Source organism: Roseateles cavernae (assembly GCF_040187885.1).
Lineage (GTDB): Bacteria > Pseudomonadota > Gammaproteobacteria > Burkholderiales > Burkholderiaceae_C > Roseateles_E > Roseateles_E cavernae.
On record NZ_JBDPLH010000003.1, the window covers coordinates 516,966 to 531,996 of the forward strand.

General features: G+C 67.4%; 12 protein-coding genes. All 12 read left to right on the forward strand.

The annotated features are described in order from the left end of the window. The first annotated feature begins 653 nt into the window (after nucleotides 1-653). The 12 genes from ABGI63_RS13020 (at nucleotide 654) to ABGI63_RS13075 (ending at nucleotide 15,031) form a co-directional block, all read left to right on the forward strand. A complete protein-coding gene (locus ABGI63_RS13020; RefSeq protein ID WP_349742904.1) occupies nucleotides 654-1,604 on the forward strand; it encodes an RluA family pseudouridine synthase in 951 nt (316 codons plus the stop codon). Continuing rightward, nucleotides 1,601-2,260 carry an HAD family hydrolase gene (locus ABGI63_RS13025; RefSeq protein ID WP_349742800.1) on the forward strand — a complete coding sequence of 220 codons (660 nt, stop codon included), beginning with the start codon at nucleotides 1,601-1,603 and terminating at the stop codon, nucleotides 2,258-2,260. Before ABGI63_RS13020 ends, ABGI63_RS13025 begins: the two co-directional genes overlap by 4 nt. Next, nucleotides 2,257-2,649: a Rieske (2Fe-2S) protein gene (locus ABGI63_RS13030; RefSeq protein ID WP_349742801.1), complete on the forward strand. Its 393-nt coding sequence runs from the start codon at nucleotides 2,257-2,259 to the stop codon at nucleotides 2,647-2,649. Before ABGI63_RS13025 ends, ABGI63_RS13030 begins: the two co-directional genes overlap by 4 nt. Nucleotides 2,650-2,662: 13 nt before the next feature. After that, nucleotides 2,663-3,682, forward strand: coding sequence for a S49 family peptidase (locus ABGI63_RS13035; RefSeq protein ID WP_349742802.1), 1,020 nt, complete (start codon nucleotides 2,663-2,665; stop codon nucleotides 3,680-3,682). A gap of 252 nt (nucleotides 3,683-3,934) precedes the next feature. Beyond that, nucleotides 3,935-4,024 (forward strand): K(+)-transporting ATPase subunit F, encoded by a 90-nt coding sequence (gene kdpF, locus ABGI63_RS13040; RefSeq protein ID WP_349742803.1) that lies wholly within the window; start codon nucleotides 3,935-3,937, stop codon nucleotides 4,022-4,024. Between the two features lies 1 nt (nucleotide 4,025). Beyond that, on the forward strand, nucleotides 4,026-5,804 hold the full coding sequence (gene kdpA / locus ABGI63_RS13045; protein ID WP_349742804.1) for a potassium-transporting ATPase subunit KdpA: 1,779 nt from the start codon (nucleotides 4,026-4,028) through the stop codon (nucleotides 5,802-5,804). 2 nt (nucleotides 5,805-5,806) lie between these two features. Beyond that, nucleotides 5,807-7,906, forward strand: coding sequence for a potassium-transporting ATPase subunit KdpB (gene kdpB / locus ABGI63_RS13050; RefSeq protein WP_349742805.1), 2,100 nt, complete (start codon nucleotides 5,807-5,809; stop codon nucleotides 7,904-7,906). A gap of 10 nt (nucleotides 7,907-7,916) precedes the next feature. Next, nucleotides 7,917-8,489, forward strand: coding sequence for a potassium-transporting ATPase subunit KdpC (gene kdpC, locus ABGI63_RS13055; protein ID WP_349742806.1), 573 nt, complete (start codon nucleotides 7,917-7,919; stop codon nucleotides 8,487-8,489). Between the two features lie 16 nt (nucleotides 8,490-8,505). Next, on the forward strand, nucleotides 8,506-9,471 hold the full coding sequence (locus ABGI63_RS13060) for a magnesium and cobalt transport protein CorA (protein WP_349742807.1): 966 nt from the start codon (nucleotides 8,506-8,508) through the stop codon (nucleotides 9,469-9,471). Next, on the forward strand, nucleotides 9,468-12,176 hold the full coding sequence (locus ABGI63_RS13065) for a DUF4118 domain-containing protein (protein WP_349742808.1): 2,709 nt from the start codon (nucleotides 9,468-9,470) through the stop codon (nucleotides 12,174-12,176). Before ABGI63_RS13060 ends, ABGI63_RS13065 begins: the two co-directional genes overlap by 4 nt. Further along, nucleotides 12,169-12,870 (forward strand): two-component system response regulator KdpE, encoded by a 702-nt coding sequence (gene kdpE, locus ABGI63_RS13070; RefSeq protein WP_137943009.1) that lies wholly within the window; start codon nucleotides 12,169-12,171, stop codon nucleotides 12,868-12,870. The genes ABGI63_RS13065 and kdpE overlap by 8 nt, the downstream gene beginning before the upstream one ends. A 58-nt stretch (nucleotides 12,871-12,928) precedes the next feature. Continuing rightward, nucleotides 12,929-15,031, forward strand: a complete 2,103-nt coding sequence (locus ABGI63_RS13075; RefSeq protein ID WP_349742809.1) for a TonB-dependent receptor — start codon at nucleotides 12,929-12,931, stop codon at nucleotides 15,029-15,031.

Below are 15,031 nucleotides of genomic sequence, written 5' to 3' on the forward strand. Positions count from 1 at the left end.
TTGGCGCGCGCGTGGCAGCAGGCGGTGCATCACCTCTGGCCCCTGGACGCGCTGATAGCGCGGCCCGGCCACGGCTGCGCAGTCCGGCCTCAGCGGCATGATGCCGGGGCAGCGCTTGCGAGCGGTGGGGGGTAGGGGAGGTCAGAGGGCTCATCCGCGAGGACTACTGGAACGCTGGCACAAGGTCGTCAGATGCTGGATCGACGGGCCTTGCGCGGTGTAAACCTTGTCTTGTGCCGGCTCTTGCGCCCGAAATTCGGGGGCCTGAGACGGCGTGGTTCTTTCTACGTCTGCGCTTCCACACAGGACTCGAAGCCGCCCCCTCACTTGGGGATGGGGCCCGCTTATTGCCCTGCGCGTTGCATCACCGATTGTTGGCCCGGCTCATCGCCGCGCCACCACACCCGCGCCTTTCGCTGCCGTGCCCGCTAAAATCAGGCAAATCAAACACTTACGGCGCAATTGTGGTTCGGAACATTATAAGGGCTAATAAAGCCAGGCCCGCTGGCAAGCCCGCCACAGCCGCCTCAGCACAAACCAGGAGGCCCGCCCATGGGCCGGCGTCGCGCGGTGAGCGCGTGCCCACTAAGCCGCTCAACACCGCGCCGGCCAAGCCGCAGCCGGTCGCCGTCGAGCCGGCACCTGCGCCGGCCGTGCGCCGTGTGCTGATCGACGAGAACTCGGCCGGCCAGCGCCTGGACAACTTCCTCTTGCGCGAGCTCAAGGGCGTGCCCAAGACCCATGTCTACCGGGTGATCCGGGCCGGCGAGGTGCGCGTCAACAAGGGCCGGGCCCATGCCGACACCCGGCTGGAACTGGGCGACGAGGTGCGGGTGCCGCCGGTGCGCCTGCCCGAGCGGGTCACCGCCCCGGTCGACTATGTGCCGGCCAAGGAATTCCCCGTCGTCTACGAGGACGAGCACCTGATGGCCGTCAACAAGCCAGCCGGTGTCGCGGTGCATGGCGGCTCCGGGGTCAGCTTCGGCGTCATCGAGCAGCTGCGCCGGGCCCGGCCCGAGGCCAAGTTTCTCGAACTGGTGCACCGGCTCGACAAGGAAACCTCGGGCCTGCTGCTGATCGCGAAGAAGCGCAGCGCGCTGACCGCCTTGCAGGACCAGTTCCGCGAACGTGAGACCGGCAAGACCTATGCGGCCCTGGTGATCGGTGAGTGGGCCGACAACAAGAAGGTCATCGATGTGGCGCTGCTGAAGTTCACCGGTTCGGACGGCGAGCGCTGGGTGCGTGCGGTCGAGAATTCGCACGACCCGCAGGCCGACCAGGCCAAGCGCTCGATCAGCCTGGTCAAGGTGGCGCGCCGGCTGCCGGGTTACAGCCTGCTTGATGTGACCATCAAGACCGGCCGCACGCACCAGATCCGGGTGCATCTGCAGCATGCTGGCCATCCGATCGTTGGCGACCCGAAATACGGCGACTTCGAGGTCAACCGGCTCATCGCACGTGGCGCGCTGAAGTTCGAGCGCATGTTTTTGCATGCCCAACGGCTGAAGTTCAGCCACCCCGCCAGCGGCGCCGAGATCGAGCTGCTGGCGCCGTTGCCGCCCGAGTGTGAGAAGCTGTTGAAAGACCTGAGCCCGCCACGATGAGACCGCAACGTTTTGACCTGATCGCCTTCGACTGGGACGGCACCCTGTTCGACTCCACCGCGCTGATCACCCGCTGCATCCAGGCGGCGGCCGTTGATCTGGGCCTGGAGAGGCCCAGCGATGCCGATGCCAGCTATGTGATCGGCATGGGCTTGCAGGAGGCGCTGGCCCATGCGGTGCCGGGCCTGGCGCCGGCGCGCTACCCTGAGCTGGGCCTGCGCTATCGCCACCATTACTTCGCGGCCCAGCACGAGGTCACGCTGTTCAAGGGCACGCTGGAGATGCTGGCGGCGCTGAAGGCGCGCCATCACTGGCTGACCGTCGCGACCGGCAAAAGCCGCCGTGGCCTGGACGAGGCGCTGAAGGTGGTTGAACTGCAAGGTCTGTTCGACGGCAGCCGCACCGCCGACGAGACCGCCGGCAAGCCCAATCCGCAGATGCTTCATGAACTGATGCGCGAGTTCGGCGCCGAGCCCGAGCGCACGCTGATGATAGGCGACACCAGCCATGACCTGCAGATGGCGCTGAATGCCGGCACGGCCAGCGTCGGCGTCAGCTACGGCGCCCACGACCACGAGACCTTCGAGGCCTTCAAACCCTTGCACATCGCGCATTCGGTGCCCGATCTGCATGACTGGCTGATCAAGAACGCATGAGCGATAGCCCGACGACCAAGCCCGATCCGCTGCCGCTATGCAGCTCCGACGAACTGCAGGAGCGCGGCCGCGCCCACAGCTTCGATGTGCTGCAATGGCGCGAGCCGGCGCGCGCCTTCGCGCTGCGCTTCGACGGCCAGGTGGTGGCCTATCTGAACCGCTGCGCCCATGTGCCGACCGAGATGGACTGGCAGGAGGGCGAGTTCCTCGATGGCGACAAGCAATACATCATGTGCTCCATCCATGGCGCGGTCTACGACCCGCTGACCGGCCGCTGCGTGACCGGCATGTGCGGCCGCATGGGGCTGACCAAGATCGAGGTCGAGGAGCGCCAGGGACAGGTCTATTGGTATCCTTCCCGCGACACCAAACCGGCTTTTGACGAGTAAGAAGAAGATCTGCATGAACCCCAACGACGACTTGCCACAGGCCATTCCCGATCCGATCGGCAGCCCGGCGCCGGCCCCGCAGTCCAGCGCGGCCGCGATATCCGGCCTGCCCGGCAGCCAGGAAGCGGTGCTGGCCCAGTTCGCCCGCGACTATCTGCGCGACCGCCGCAGCGAGCGCCGCTGGCGCGTGTTCTTCCGCCTGGCCTGGCTGGCGCTGGTCGTCGCGGTGCTGTGGCTGCTGCTGGCGCAGCGCCAGGTCGGCACCGCGCCGAACACGCCGCACACCGCCCTGGTCGAGGTGCGCGGCGAGATCGCCGTCGACACCGAGGCCAGCGCCGAGCTGATGCTGTCGGCGCTGAAAAGCGCCTTCGAGGACCAGGGTGCCCAGGCCGTGGTGCTGCGCATCAACTCGCCGGGCGGCAGCCCGGTGCAGGCCGGCATCGTCTATGACGAGATCGTGAGGTTGAAGGCCAAGCATGGCAAAAAAGTCTATGCGGTGGTCGAGGAGATCTGCGCCTCCGGCGCCTACTACATCGCCGCCGCCGCCGACGAGATCTATGTGGACAAGGCCTCGGTGGTCGGCTCCATCGGCGTACTGATGGACGGCTTCGGCTTCACCGGATTGATGGACAAGCTGGGCGTCGAGCGCCGCCTGATCACGGCCGGCGCCAACAAGGGCATGCTGGACCCCTTCTCGCCCGAGAACGAGGCCCAGCGCGCCTATGCCCAGGCCATGCTGGACCAGATCCATCGCCAGTTCATCAAGATCGTCAAGGACGGTCGCGGCAAGCGCCTGAAGGAAACCCCGGAGACCTTCTCGGGCCTGTTCTGGAACGGCGAGGAGGCCATCAAGCTGGGCCTGGCCGATCATCTGGGCAGCCTCGACTATGTGGCCCGCGAGGTCATCAAGGCCGAGGAGGTGATCGACTACACGCCGCGCGACAACGTCGCCGAGCGTCTGGCCAAGCGCTTCGGCGCCGCGATGGGCGAAGGCGCGGTCAAGGCCTTCCGCTCGCTGGCGCCGATCCGCTGAAGGCTGCCGGCGTTCGTACCCTGACAAGAGGCCTTCGGGCCTCTTTTGCTTGGCGCCATCTTTATACGATCTTGATACCGCCTGCCCCAGCTTCTACGACAAGCTGAGGCCCCAATTCCTAAGCTCTGCACATCTCAACTGAGCGTGTGAGCACAAGATGATGGATTGGGTATTTCTGGGCTTGAGCCTGGCGCTGTTCGGCTTGGCCCTCGGCCTGGCCGCTGCCAGCCACAGGCTGGAGGGCGGCAAGCAATGAGCGGGCTCTATATCGTCAGCGGCCTGGTGGCCGCTGGCTTGTTTGTCTATCTGGTCGTGGCCCTGGTCCGAGCCGAGGAGTTCTGAGATGAATTCCCTGGCATGGATCAATTTGGGCCTGTTCATGGCCCTGCTGCTGCTGGCGGCCTGGCCGCTGGCGCGCTGGCTGCACCGGGTGGCCGAGGGCCGCCTGCCGCGCTGGATGGGCGCGGTCGAAGGGGGGCTGTTCCGCCTGGCCGGCGTCAAGCCGGCCGAGGGCATGCACTGGAAGCAGTATGCGATCGCGCTGCTGCTGTTCAACTTCATCGGCGTGCTGGCGGTCTATGCGCTGCAGCGCTTTCAGGGGCTGCTGCCGCTGAATCCGCAGGGCATGGCGGCGATCACGCCCGACTCGGCCTTCAACACCGCGATCAGCTTTGTCACCAACACCAACTGGCAGGGCTATGGCGGCGAGTCCGCGATGAGCTACCTGAGCCAGATGCTGGCGCTGACGGTGCAGAACTTCGTCTCGGCCGCCACCGGCATTGCCGTGGTGTTCGCGCTGATCCGCGGTTTCGCTGGAAAGAGCCTGGCCACCATCGGCAACTTCTGGGCCGATCTGAGCCGCATCACGCTGTGGGTGCTGCTGCCGATCAGCTTTGTGCTGGCGATTTTCTTCGTTGGCCAGGGCGTGATCCAGAACTTTGACGCCTACAAGGAAGTGAGCACCGTGGAGGCCACCAGCTACCAGACGCCCAAGCTCGGCGCCGACGGTCAGCCGCTGAAGGACGAGCAGGGTCAGGTCTTGATGGACGATGTCCAAAGCACGACCCAGACCCTGGCGATGGGCCCGGTCGCTTCCCAGGAGGCGATCAAGATGCTGGGCACCAACGGCGGCGGCTTCTTCAATGCCAACTCGGCCCATCCCTTCGAGAATCCGACCGCGCTGTCCAACCTGGCCCAGATGCTGGCGATCTTCCTGATCCCGGCGGCGCTGTGCTTCATGTTCGGCCGCATGGTGGGGGACACGCGCCAGGGTGTGGCCGTGCTGGCGGCGATGAGCCTGATGTTTGTCGCGGCGGTGTTCGCGGCGACCAGCGCCGAGCAGGCCGGCAACCCGGCGCTGACGGCCCTGGGCGTCGAGGCCGGCGCCGGCAATATGGAGGGCAAGGAGGCCCGCTTCGGCATCAATGCCAGCAGCCTGTTCGCGGTGGTCACGACGGCCGCCTCCTGTGGCGCGGTCAACTCGATGCACGATTCGATGACGCCGCTGGGCGGCATGGTGCCGCTGGTGATGATGCAGCTGGGCGAGGTGGTGTTCGGCGGCGTCGGCACCGGTCTGTACGGCATGCTGGTGTTCGCGCTGCTGGCCGTCTTCATCGCCGGCCTGATGATTGGCCGCACGCCCGAGTACCTGGGCAAGAAGATCGAGCCGCACGAGATGAAGATGGTGTCGATCGCCATCCTGATCACGCCTGTCGTCGTGCTGGTCGGCACGGCCATCGCGGTGCTGGCCACGGCGGGCAGGGCCGGCATCCTGAACCCGGGCGCCCATGGTTTCTCCGAGGTGCTGTATGCACTGACCTCGGCCGCCAACAACAACGGCAGCGCCTTCGCCGGCCTGTCGGCCAACACGCCCTTCTACAACACGCTGCTGGGTGTCGCGATGTGGCTGGGCCGATTCGGCGTGATCGTGCCGGTGCTGGCGATTGCCGGCAGCCTGGCCGCCAAGAAGCGCATCCCGCAGACCAGCGGCTCGATGCCCACGCACGGCCCCCTGTTCATCGTGCTGCTGATCGGCACGGTGCTGCTGGTGGGCTTGCTGAACTATGTCCCTGCACTGGCGCTCGGGCCGATTGCCGAGCATCTGATGCTGTGGGGAGTTTGATCATGACGACACAAGACAACAACAAACTCTCTTTCCTCGACCCTGCCTTGCTGAAGCCGGCCGTCGCGGCCTCCTTTGGCAAGCTGGATCCGCGCACGCAGTGGCGCAACCCGGTGATGTTCGTCGTCTACGTCGGCAGCATCCTGACCAGCGCGCTGTGGCTGGCCAGCCTTAAGGACCCGGCCGTCGCCGGCACCGAGGGATCCGGCTTCATGCTGGCCATCGCGCTGTGGCTGTGGTTCACCGTGCTGTTCGCGAACTTCGCCGAGGCGATGGCCGAGGGCCGCAGCAAGGCGCAGGCCGCGTCGCTGCGCGGCCTGAAGACCAAGACCTGGGCCAAGAAGCTGGAAGAACCCAGGCATGGCGCCCAATGGCATCCGCTGCAGTCCGATGAGTTGCGCAAGGGCGCGGTCGTGCTGGTCGAGGCCGGTGACCTGATCCCGCTGGACGGCGAGGTGATCGAGGGTGTGGCCTCGGTGGACGAGAGCGCGATCACCGGCGAATCGGCTCCGGTCATCCGCGAATCGGGCGGCGACTTCTCCTCGGTCACCGGCGGTACCCGCGTGCTGTCCGACTGGCTGGTGCTGCGCATCGCCGTCAATCCAGGTGAGTCCTTCCTCGACCGCATGATCGCGATGGTGGAGGGCGCCAAGCGCCAGAAGACGCCCAACGAGATCGCGCTGACGATTCTGCTGGTGGCGCTGACCCTGGTCTTCCTGGTCGTCACCGTGACCCTGCTGCCCTATTCGATCTTCAGCGTCGAGGCGGCTGGCGCGGGCTCCGTGGTGTCGATCACCGCGCTGATCGCGCTGCTGGTGTGCCTGATCCCGACCACCATCGGTGGCCTGCTGTCGGCCATCGGTGTGGCCGGCATGAGCCGCATGATGCAGGCCAATGTGATCGCGACCTCGGGCCGTGCGGTCGAGGCGGCCGGCGATGTGGATGTGCTGATGCTGGACAAGACCGGCACCATCACCCTGGGGAACAGGCAGGCAGCAAGCATGCTGCCAGCGCCAGGCGTGACGGAGTTGCAGCTGGCCGATGCGGCCCAGCTGGCCTCGCTGGCCGACGAGACGCCGGAAGGCCGCAGCATCGTGGTGCTGGCCAAGACCCGCTTCAATCTGCGCGAGCGCGAGCTCTCGGGCCTGGACGCGCAATTCGTTCCCTTCACCGCGCAGACCCGCATGAGCGGCGTCGACCTCGGCTCGCATGCGCAGCAACAGCGCCAGATCCGCAAGGGCGCCGGCGATGCGATCCGCCGCCATGTCGAGGCCCTGGGTGGCAGCTTCCCGAAGGAAGTCAGCCAGGCCATCGACGAGATCGCGCGGTGCGGCAGCACGCCGCTGGTGGTGGCTGATGGTGCCAAGGTGATGGGCGCCGTCGAGCTGAAGGACATCGTCAAGGGCGGCATCAAGGAGCGCTTTGCCGAGCTGCGCCGCATGGGCATCAAGACCGTGATGATCACCGGCGACAACAAGCTGACCGCCGCAGCGATCGCGGCCGAGGCCGGCGTCGACGACTTCCTGGCCGAGGCCACGCCCGAGGCCAAGCTCAAGCTGATCCGCGACTACCAGGGCGAAGGCCGCCTGGTGGCGATGACCGGCGACGGCACCAACGATGCCCCCGCGCTGGCCCAGGCCGATGTTGCCGTGGCGATGAACACCGGCACGCAGGCCGCCAAGGAGGCCGGCAATATGGTGGACCTGGACTCCAACCCCACCAAGCTGCTGGAGATCGTCGAGACCGGCAAGCAGCTCTTGATGACGCGCGGCTCGCTGACCACCTTCTCGATCGCCAACGATGTGGCCAAGTACTTCGCCATCATCCCGGCGATGTTTGTCGGCGTCTATCCGCAGCTGGCCAGCCTGAACGTGATGGGCCTGCACAGCCCCAGCTCGGCCATCCTGTCGGCGGTGATCTTCAACGCGCTGATCATCATCGCGCTGATCCCGCTGGCCCTGAAGGGCGTGCCTTACCGCGCCATCGGCGCCGCCGCGCTGCTGCGCCGCAATCTGGCGATCTACGGCCTCGGCGGCCTGATCGTGCCCTTTGTCGGCATCAAGGCGATCGACCTGTTCCTGGTCGCCACCCATCTGATCTAAGGAGCTTGTCATGAAAGCCCATCTTCGTCCTGCCATTGTCAGCTTCGTGCTGCTATCGGCCATCACGGGCCTGCTCTATCCGCTGGCCGTCACCGGCGTCGGCCAGTCGCTGTTCCCCAAACAGGCCGCCGGCAGCCTGATCGAGCACGGGGGCAAGGCCGTCGGCTCCGAGCTGATCGGTCAGAGCTTCACATCGCCCAAGTACTTCTGGGGCCGTCCCTCGGCCACCGGGCCTATGGCCAATAACGCGGCCGGCTCCGGCGGCTCCAACCAGGGGCCGATGAACCCGGCGCTGGCCGACGCCGTCAAGGCCCGTATTGCCGCGCTGCGCGCCGCCGATCCGGGCAACACGGCGGCGGTACCGGCCGACCTGGTCACGGCCTCGGCCAGCGGCCTGGATCCGCACATCTCGATGGCCGCCGCGCGCTACCAGGCCGCCCGCGTCGCGCGCGAGCGCGGCCTGCCGCTGGCCGAGGTGCAGCGCCTGATCGCGGCCAATACCGAGGGCCGCGACCTGGCGGTGCTGGGCGAGCCGCGCGTCCATGTGCTGAAGCTGAATCTGGCGCTGGACGCGCCGCGCTGAGCCCGACAATGCGACGATGCTGATCAACTGCGCCGCCTATCGCGAAGGCCACAAGGTGGCCGACCTGGCCCCCGAGGAGCTGGGGGCCTATCTGGACCAGCCGGACACCTTCGTCTGGGTGGCGCTGCGCGACAGCGATGCCGCCGAGCTGGAGAGCTACCGGCGGCTCTTCAATCTGCACAGCCTGGCGGTCGAGGACGCCAGCCATGGCCACCAGCGACCCAAGGTCGAGGAGTATGGCGACGATCTCTTCGTCGTGATGCACCTGATCGACTGGGTCGGCGGCGAACTGCAGCTCGGCGAGGTGATGGTCTTTGTCGGCCGCAACCATGTGCTGTCGGTGCGCAAGGGCAGCAAGCTGGATTTCCTTGGCGTGCGCGAGCGCTGCGAGCGCGAGCCCGAGCTCTTGCGCCAGGGCCCCAGCTTCGTGCTGTATGCGCTGATGGATGCGGTGGTGGATCGCTATTTCCCCATCGTCGATCTGCTGGAGTCGGAGCTGGAGGAGATCGAGCAAAGCATCTTCACCAGCGGTGCGGCGCGCGACAACATCCAGCGGCTCTATGCCTTGAAGCGCCGCCTGATGCTGCTGCGCCGGGCCGTGGCGCCGATGCTGGAAATGCTGTCCAAGCTGCATGGCGGCCGCACGCCGCCGATCTGTGCGAAGTCCGAGGACTACTTCCGCGATGTGGCCGACCATCTGGCGCGCATCCACGGCGCGATCGAGTCGGTGCGCGAGACCATAGGCACGGCCATCCAGGCCAATCTGTCGATGGTGGCCATCGAGGACAGCGATGTGACCAAGCGCCTGGCCGCCTGGGCCGGCATCTTTGCCGCAGCCACCGCCTTTGCCGGCATCTGGGGCATGAACTTCGAGGGGATGCCCGAGCTGAAATGGCAATGGGGTTATCCGGCCGCGCTGGGCCTGATCACCACGGGCTGCGTCGGTCTTTGGTATCGCTTCAAACGGGCAGGGTGGCTATGAGCGACGATCAGCGCCCCGACCCCGACGCGCTGCTGGAGCAGCTGCGCGAAGAGGAAGAGAAAGCCGCGCGAGGCAAGCTGCGCATCTACTTCGGCTCCTCGGCCGGCGTCGGCAAGACCTATGCGATGTTGCAGGCGGCCCGCAAGCTGAGTGCCGAATGGAGGGCCGAGGGGCGGGCGCCGCTGGTCGGCGTGGTCGAGACCCATGGCCGCAGCGAGACCATGGCGCTGACCGAGGGCCTGGAGATCCTGCCGCCGCGCCAGGTCGAGTACCGCGGCAAGACCCTGCCCGAGTTCGATCTCGATGGCGCGCTGGCGAGGCAGCCCGCGCTGATCCTGGTCGACGAGTTGGCCCACAGCAATGTGGCCGGCTCGCGGCATCCGAAGCGCTGGCAGGATGTCGAGGAACTGCTGGCCCATGGCATCGATGTCTACACGACGCTGAACGTCCAGCATCTGGAAAGCCTCAACGATGTGGTGGGCGGCATCACCGGTGTGCGTGTGCAGGAGACCCTGCCGGACACCTTCTTCGATGCCGCCGACGAGGTCGTGATGGTGGACACGCCGGCCGACGAGTTGCTGGCGCGCCTGAGCGCCGGCAAGGTCTATATGCCGGCCCAGGCTGAGCGCGCGGCCAGGAACTTCTTCCGCAAGGGCAATCTGATGGCCTTGCGCGAGCTGGCGCTGCGCCGCACCGCCGACCGCGTCGAGGATGATGTGCAGGCCTGGCGCAGCAAGCAGTCAATAGCCCAGGTCTGGAAGACCGAGGCCGCCATCCTTTGTGCGATCGGCCCTGAATCCAATGGCTCGGGGGCCGAGCATGTGGTGCGCGCGGCCGCGCGCCTGGCCCAACAGCTCAATGTGTCCTGGCATGCGGTCTACGTCGAGACGCCGGCGCTGCGGCGCCTGCCCGACGCGCAGCGCGAGCGCATTCTGCGGGTGGTGCGCCTGGCCCATGATCTGGGTGCGGTCACCGCCGTCTTGCAGGCGCAAGACCCGGCTCCGGCCCTGGTGAGCCATGCCCGCGAGAACAATCTCTCGCAGCTGGTGTTGGGCCGCGCCGCGCCGCGGCCGGCCTGGCGCCGTCTGCTCGGGGGCCCCGGCCTGCACCAGCGCCTGGCGGACAGCGCCAGCGATGTCGACCTGATCGAGGTCGGCCAGCCGGCCACGCCGGCGCCGCTGCCGGAGGCCGTCGACCCCGGCCTGGTCTGGAGCCGGCAATGGCAGCGCTATGCCTTTGCGGCGCTGGCCTGCGTGGGCACCACCGCGCTGGCGCTGCCGCTGCAGCCGGTCTTCGACGAGGCCAATATCGTCATGCTCTTCCTGCTGACGGTGCTGGGGGTCTCGCTGCGCTGGGGGCGCGGCCCTTCGGTGCTGGCCAGCTTTCTGAGCGTCGGCCTGTTCGACTTCTTTTTCATCGCGCCGCATCTGAGCTTCGCGGTCTCGGATGTGCAGTACCTCTTGACCTTTGTCGTGATGCTGGCCGTGGGCCTGATCACCGGCCAGCTGACCGCCCATCTGCGCTACCAGGCCCAGATCGCGGCCGAGCGTGAGGCGCGCTCGCGGGCCCTGTTCGAGCTGACCCGCGAGCTGTCCGGCGCGCTGCAGACCGAGCAGGTGGTGCAGAGTGCGCAGAGCAGCCTGTCGCGCGAGCTGCATGGCCGGGCCCTGGTGCTGGTGCTGGATCTGAAAGACGCCTTGCTGCTGCCCGAGGGCGAGGCCGATCCGCCCGACCTCGGCACCGCGCGCTGGGCGCTGGACCATGGCCAGGCGGCTGGCCTGGCCACCGACACCCTGCCGGGCAGCGCCTGGTTCTATCTGCCGCTGCAGGCGCCGATGCGCGCGCGCGGTGTACTGGCCCTGCGGCCGCGCGATCTGGCCAGCGTGATGCAGCCGGAGCGCCGCGCCCAGCTCGATACCTATGCCAGCATCATCGGCCAGGCGCTGGAGCGGGTGCACTATGTCGAGGTGGCGCAGGACGCGCTGGTGCATATCGAATCCGAGCGCCTGCGCAATTCGCTGCTCTCGGCGCTGTCGCATGATCTGCGCACGCCGCTGGCCGTGGTCTACGGCCTGGCCGACACCTTGGCCGCACTGCCGGCCCTGCCCGAGGCCGGCCGCGAGATGGCGCAGGCGCTGCAGCGCGAGTCGCAGCGCATCAACGCGATGGTCAACAACCTGCTGGACATGGCGCGGCTGCAAAGCGGCGCGGTGCAGCTGCGCCTGCAGTGGCAGCCGGTCGAGGAGGTGGTGGGCAGCGCGCTGCAGGCCATGCAGGCCAGCCTGGTCGCGCACCGCGTGCAGACCGAGCTGTCGCCGGGCCTGCCCATGATCAATCTGGACGCGGTGCTGATCGAGCGGGTGCTGTGCAACCTGCTTGAGAACGCGGTCAAGTACACACCGGCCGGCAGCCTGATACGCATCTCGGCCGAGCTGCGCGAGGCCGAGCTGTGGCTGCGCGTGGCCGACAACGGCCCCGGCCTGCCGCCCGGCCGCGAGGAGGCGCTGTTCGAGAAATTCGCCCGTGCCAAGAGCGAGAGCAGCACCCCCGGCGTCGGCCTCGGGCTGGCGATCTGCCGTGCCATCATGCAAGCCCATCAAGGCGGCATCCATGCAGAGCCGGTGCCCGGCGGCGGCGCTGCCTTCGTGCTGACCCTGCCGCTGGGCAACCCGCCGCCGCTCCCCGATATCGAAGACCATGAGTGATCCTTCTCCCGTTGCGCTGATCGTCGAGGACGAACCCAGCATCCGCCGTTTCGTGCGCATGGCGCTGGAGGCCGAGGGCTGGCAGGTGCATGAATGCGAGACCGTGCGCCAGGGCCTGATCGATGCCGGCACGCGCCGGCCCGAGCTGATCGTGCTGGACCTGGGCCTGCCCGATGACGACGGCATCAACTATCTGAAGGACCTGCGCGCCTGGTCCGGCGTGCCGGTGATCGTGCTGAGCGCGCGCGCCAGCGAGGCCGACAAGATCGCCGCGCTCGATGCCGGCGCCGACGACTATCTGACCAAGCCCTTCGGCGTCGGCGAGCTGATGGCGCGGGTGCGGGTGGCGCTGCGACGCAGCCAGTCGGCCGCAGCGGCGGGCGAGCCGGCGCAGACGGTGTTCCGCTTCGGCGCCGTCGAGGTGGACCTGGCAGCACGGCGCGTGCTGCGCGAGGGCCAGGCCGTGCACCTGACGCCGATCGAGTACCGGCTGCTGACCCATCTGATCGCCAACGCCGGCAAGGTGCTGACGCACCGTCAGCTGCTGAAGGCGGTCTGGGGTCCCAGCCATGTCGAGGACAACCACTATCTGCGCGTCTATATGGGCCAGCTGCGTCAGAAGCTCGAAGACCAGCCGGCCCAGCCCCGCCATCTGCTGACCGAGACGGCGGTGGGCTATCGGCTGATGCCCTGAATCAATCAGGGCTTGAGATTAGAATGCGAACAATTCGCATTAAATAACTCTCCCGCCCATGTCCACCCTCCGCCTGCCGGCTGCCCGGCGCAGCCTTGCCCTGTCCACGCTGACGCTCGCCGCCCAGGCCGCGCTGGCCGCTTCGCCCAGCCTGCTCGATACCGTCGTCGTGAGCGGCGAGCGCCAGAAGAGCTTCGCGCCCAGCTCGGTCCAGGTCGGCGCCTTCCGCGACCAGGACCCGCTGGACGTGCCGCTGACCAACAACGTGATGTCGCGCGAGCTGCTGGACGCGCAGGGGGCGCAAGGCCTGTTCGACGCGCTGCGCAACACCGCCGGCGTGACCCGCTCCCAGGTCAGCGGCTCGACCTACGACAACCTGTCGATCCGCGGCATCATCGTCGAGAACCGCGGCAACTACCGGCTCAACGGCAGCCTGCCGGTGATCAACCTGATCGACATCCCGCTCGAGAACAAGGAGCAGGTCGAGGTGCTGAAGGGCGCCTCGTCGATGTACTACGGCATGGTGCCGCCCTCGGGCATCGTCAACTTCGTCACCAAGCGCGCCGGCCTCAAGCCGGTCACCTCGCTGACGACGACGATCAATGATCACGGCGGCATCAAGGCCCATGTGGACCTGGGCCGGCGCTTCGGTGCCGACGACAGCATGGGCATCCGCCTGAACGCTGCGGCCGGCAAGGAAGAGAACGGCATCGCCAATTTCAAGGGCGACCGCGGCCTGCTGACCCTGGCCTACGACTGGCGCGTCTCGCCGGTCGCCAACCTGAAGGTGGACCTGGAGCACTACCGCAAGGACGTCAGCGAGCAGGCCGCGATCCAGCTGCCTGCTGCAGTGAACGCTGCGATCAGCCTGCCGAGCGTGCCTGACAACAAGACCAATCTCGCGGCCGACTGGGCACGTTATGACGCCGAGGCCACCAACGCGCTGGTGCGCGGCGATATCGCCTTGAATGACGACTGGGTCGTCAGCCTGGAGACCGGCCGCGCCGAGACCAAGCGCGACCGCAATCTCAACACCTTCCAGAACTACAACAACCAGACCGGTGCCGGGCGGGTCAACATCAATGTGCTGAAGGGCCAGGCCTACACCAACACCAACCACCGCATCGAGGCGATCGGCCGTTTCGCCACTGCCGGCGTCCAGCACGAACTGACCCTGGGCGGCAGCTACAACTTGCGCGAAAGCGCCGGCTGGCGCAGCGGCACGGCGACGGCACCGCAGAACCTCTATGCGCCGGTGGACGTCGCGCCGGTCACCCCGACGCTGACGCAGACCGGCTTCCCCTCCGAGATCCGCGACCGTGGCCTGTACGTCTACGACCGTATCTCGATCGGCGAGCAGTGGCAGCTGCTGGCCGGCGTGCGCCGCACCGACTACCGCAGCCAGAGCAGCAGCGCCAGCGGCCTCGGCAAGCCCTACGAGGTCGACAAGACCACGCCGAATGTCTCGGTGATGTGGACGCCGATGACGAACCTGAGTGTCTATGCCAGCCTGCTGCGTGGCCTGGAAGAGACCGGCACCGCGCCGCTGACGGTCAGCAACGCCGGCGCCATCCTGCCGCCGGCCTTGAGCAAGCAGAAGGAGCTGGGCCTGAAGGCGCGCCTCGGCCAGAGCCTGCTGCTGCAGACCGCGCTGTTCGAGATCGAGCGTGCGCAGGCCACCACCATCGCCAACGTCTACCAGGTCGGCGGCCAGAGCCGCTACCGCGGTCTGGAGTTCTCTGCCAGCGGCGAGATCGGCCGCGACTTCGCGCTGGTGGCGTCCACCGTGCTGCTGGATGCCGAAATCATCAAGGCGGCCAGTGCCGCCGAACTGGGCAAGACGCCCGAGAACACGCCCAAGAACACCCTCAGCCTGTTCGGCGAGTACCGCCTGCCGATGGTGCCGGGCCTGGCCTTCAATGCCGGCGTCTATCACGTCGGCAAGCGCGCGGTGAACAACAGCAACCAGGCCTGGATCCCGTCCTATCAGGTGGTCTCGCTGGGCGCCCGCTACCAGACCAAGCTGGCCAACCAGTCGCTGAGCCTGCAGGCCAATCTGGAGAACGCGACCGACAAGGACTACTGGAGCACCGCCGGGAACAACCTGCTGGGCGTCGGCGCGCCGCGCACCCTGCGCGTGACCGCCAAGCTGGACTTCTGA

Coding starts and splice junctions, on each gene's coding strand:
- ABGI63_RS13025 (WP_349742800.1), top strand. CDS start 1,601: ATGAGACCGCAACGTTTTGACCTGATCGCCTTCGACTGGGACGGCACC.
- ABGI63_RS13030 (WP_349742801.1), top strand. CDS start 2,257: ATGAGCGATAGCCCGACGACCAAGCCCGATCCGCTGCCGCTATGCAGC.
- ABGI63_RS13035 (WP_349742802.1), top strand. CDS start 2,663: ATGAACCCCAACGACGACTTGCCACAGGCCATTCCCGATCCGATCGGC.
- kdpF (WP_349742803.1), top strand. CDS start 3,935: ATGAGCGGGCTCTATATCGTCAGCGGCCTGGTGGCCGCTGGCTTGTTT.
- kdpA (WP_349742804.1), top strand. CDS start 4,026: ATGAATTCCCTGGCATGGATCAATTTGGGCCTGTTCATGGCCCTGCTG.
- kdpB (WP_349742805.1), top strand. CDS start 5,807: ATGACGACACAAGACAACAACAAACTCTCTTTCCTCGACCCTGCCTTG.
- kdpC (WP_349742806.1), top strand. CDS start 7,917: ATGAAAGCCCATCTTCGTCCTGCCATTGTCAGCTTCGTGCTGCTATCG.
- ABGI63_RS13060 (WP_349742807.1), top strand. CDS start 8,506: ATGCTGATCAACTGCGCCGCCTATCGCGAAGGCCACAAGGTGGCCGAC.
- ABGI63_RS13065 (WP_349742808.1), top strand. CDS start 9,468: ATGAGCGACGATCAGCGCCCCGACCCCGACGCGCTGCTGGAGCAGCTG.
- kdpE (WP_137943009.1), top strand. CDS start 12,169: ATGAGTGATCCTTCTCCCGTTGCGCTGATCGTCGAGGACGAACCCAGC.
- ABGI63_RS13075 (WP_349742809.1), top strand. CDS start 12,929: ATGTCCACCCTCCGCCTGCCGGCTGCCCGGCGCAGCCTTGCCCTGTCC.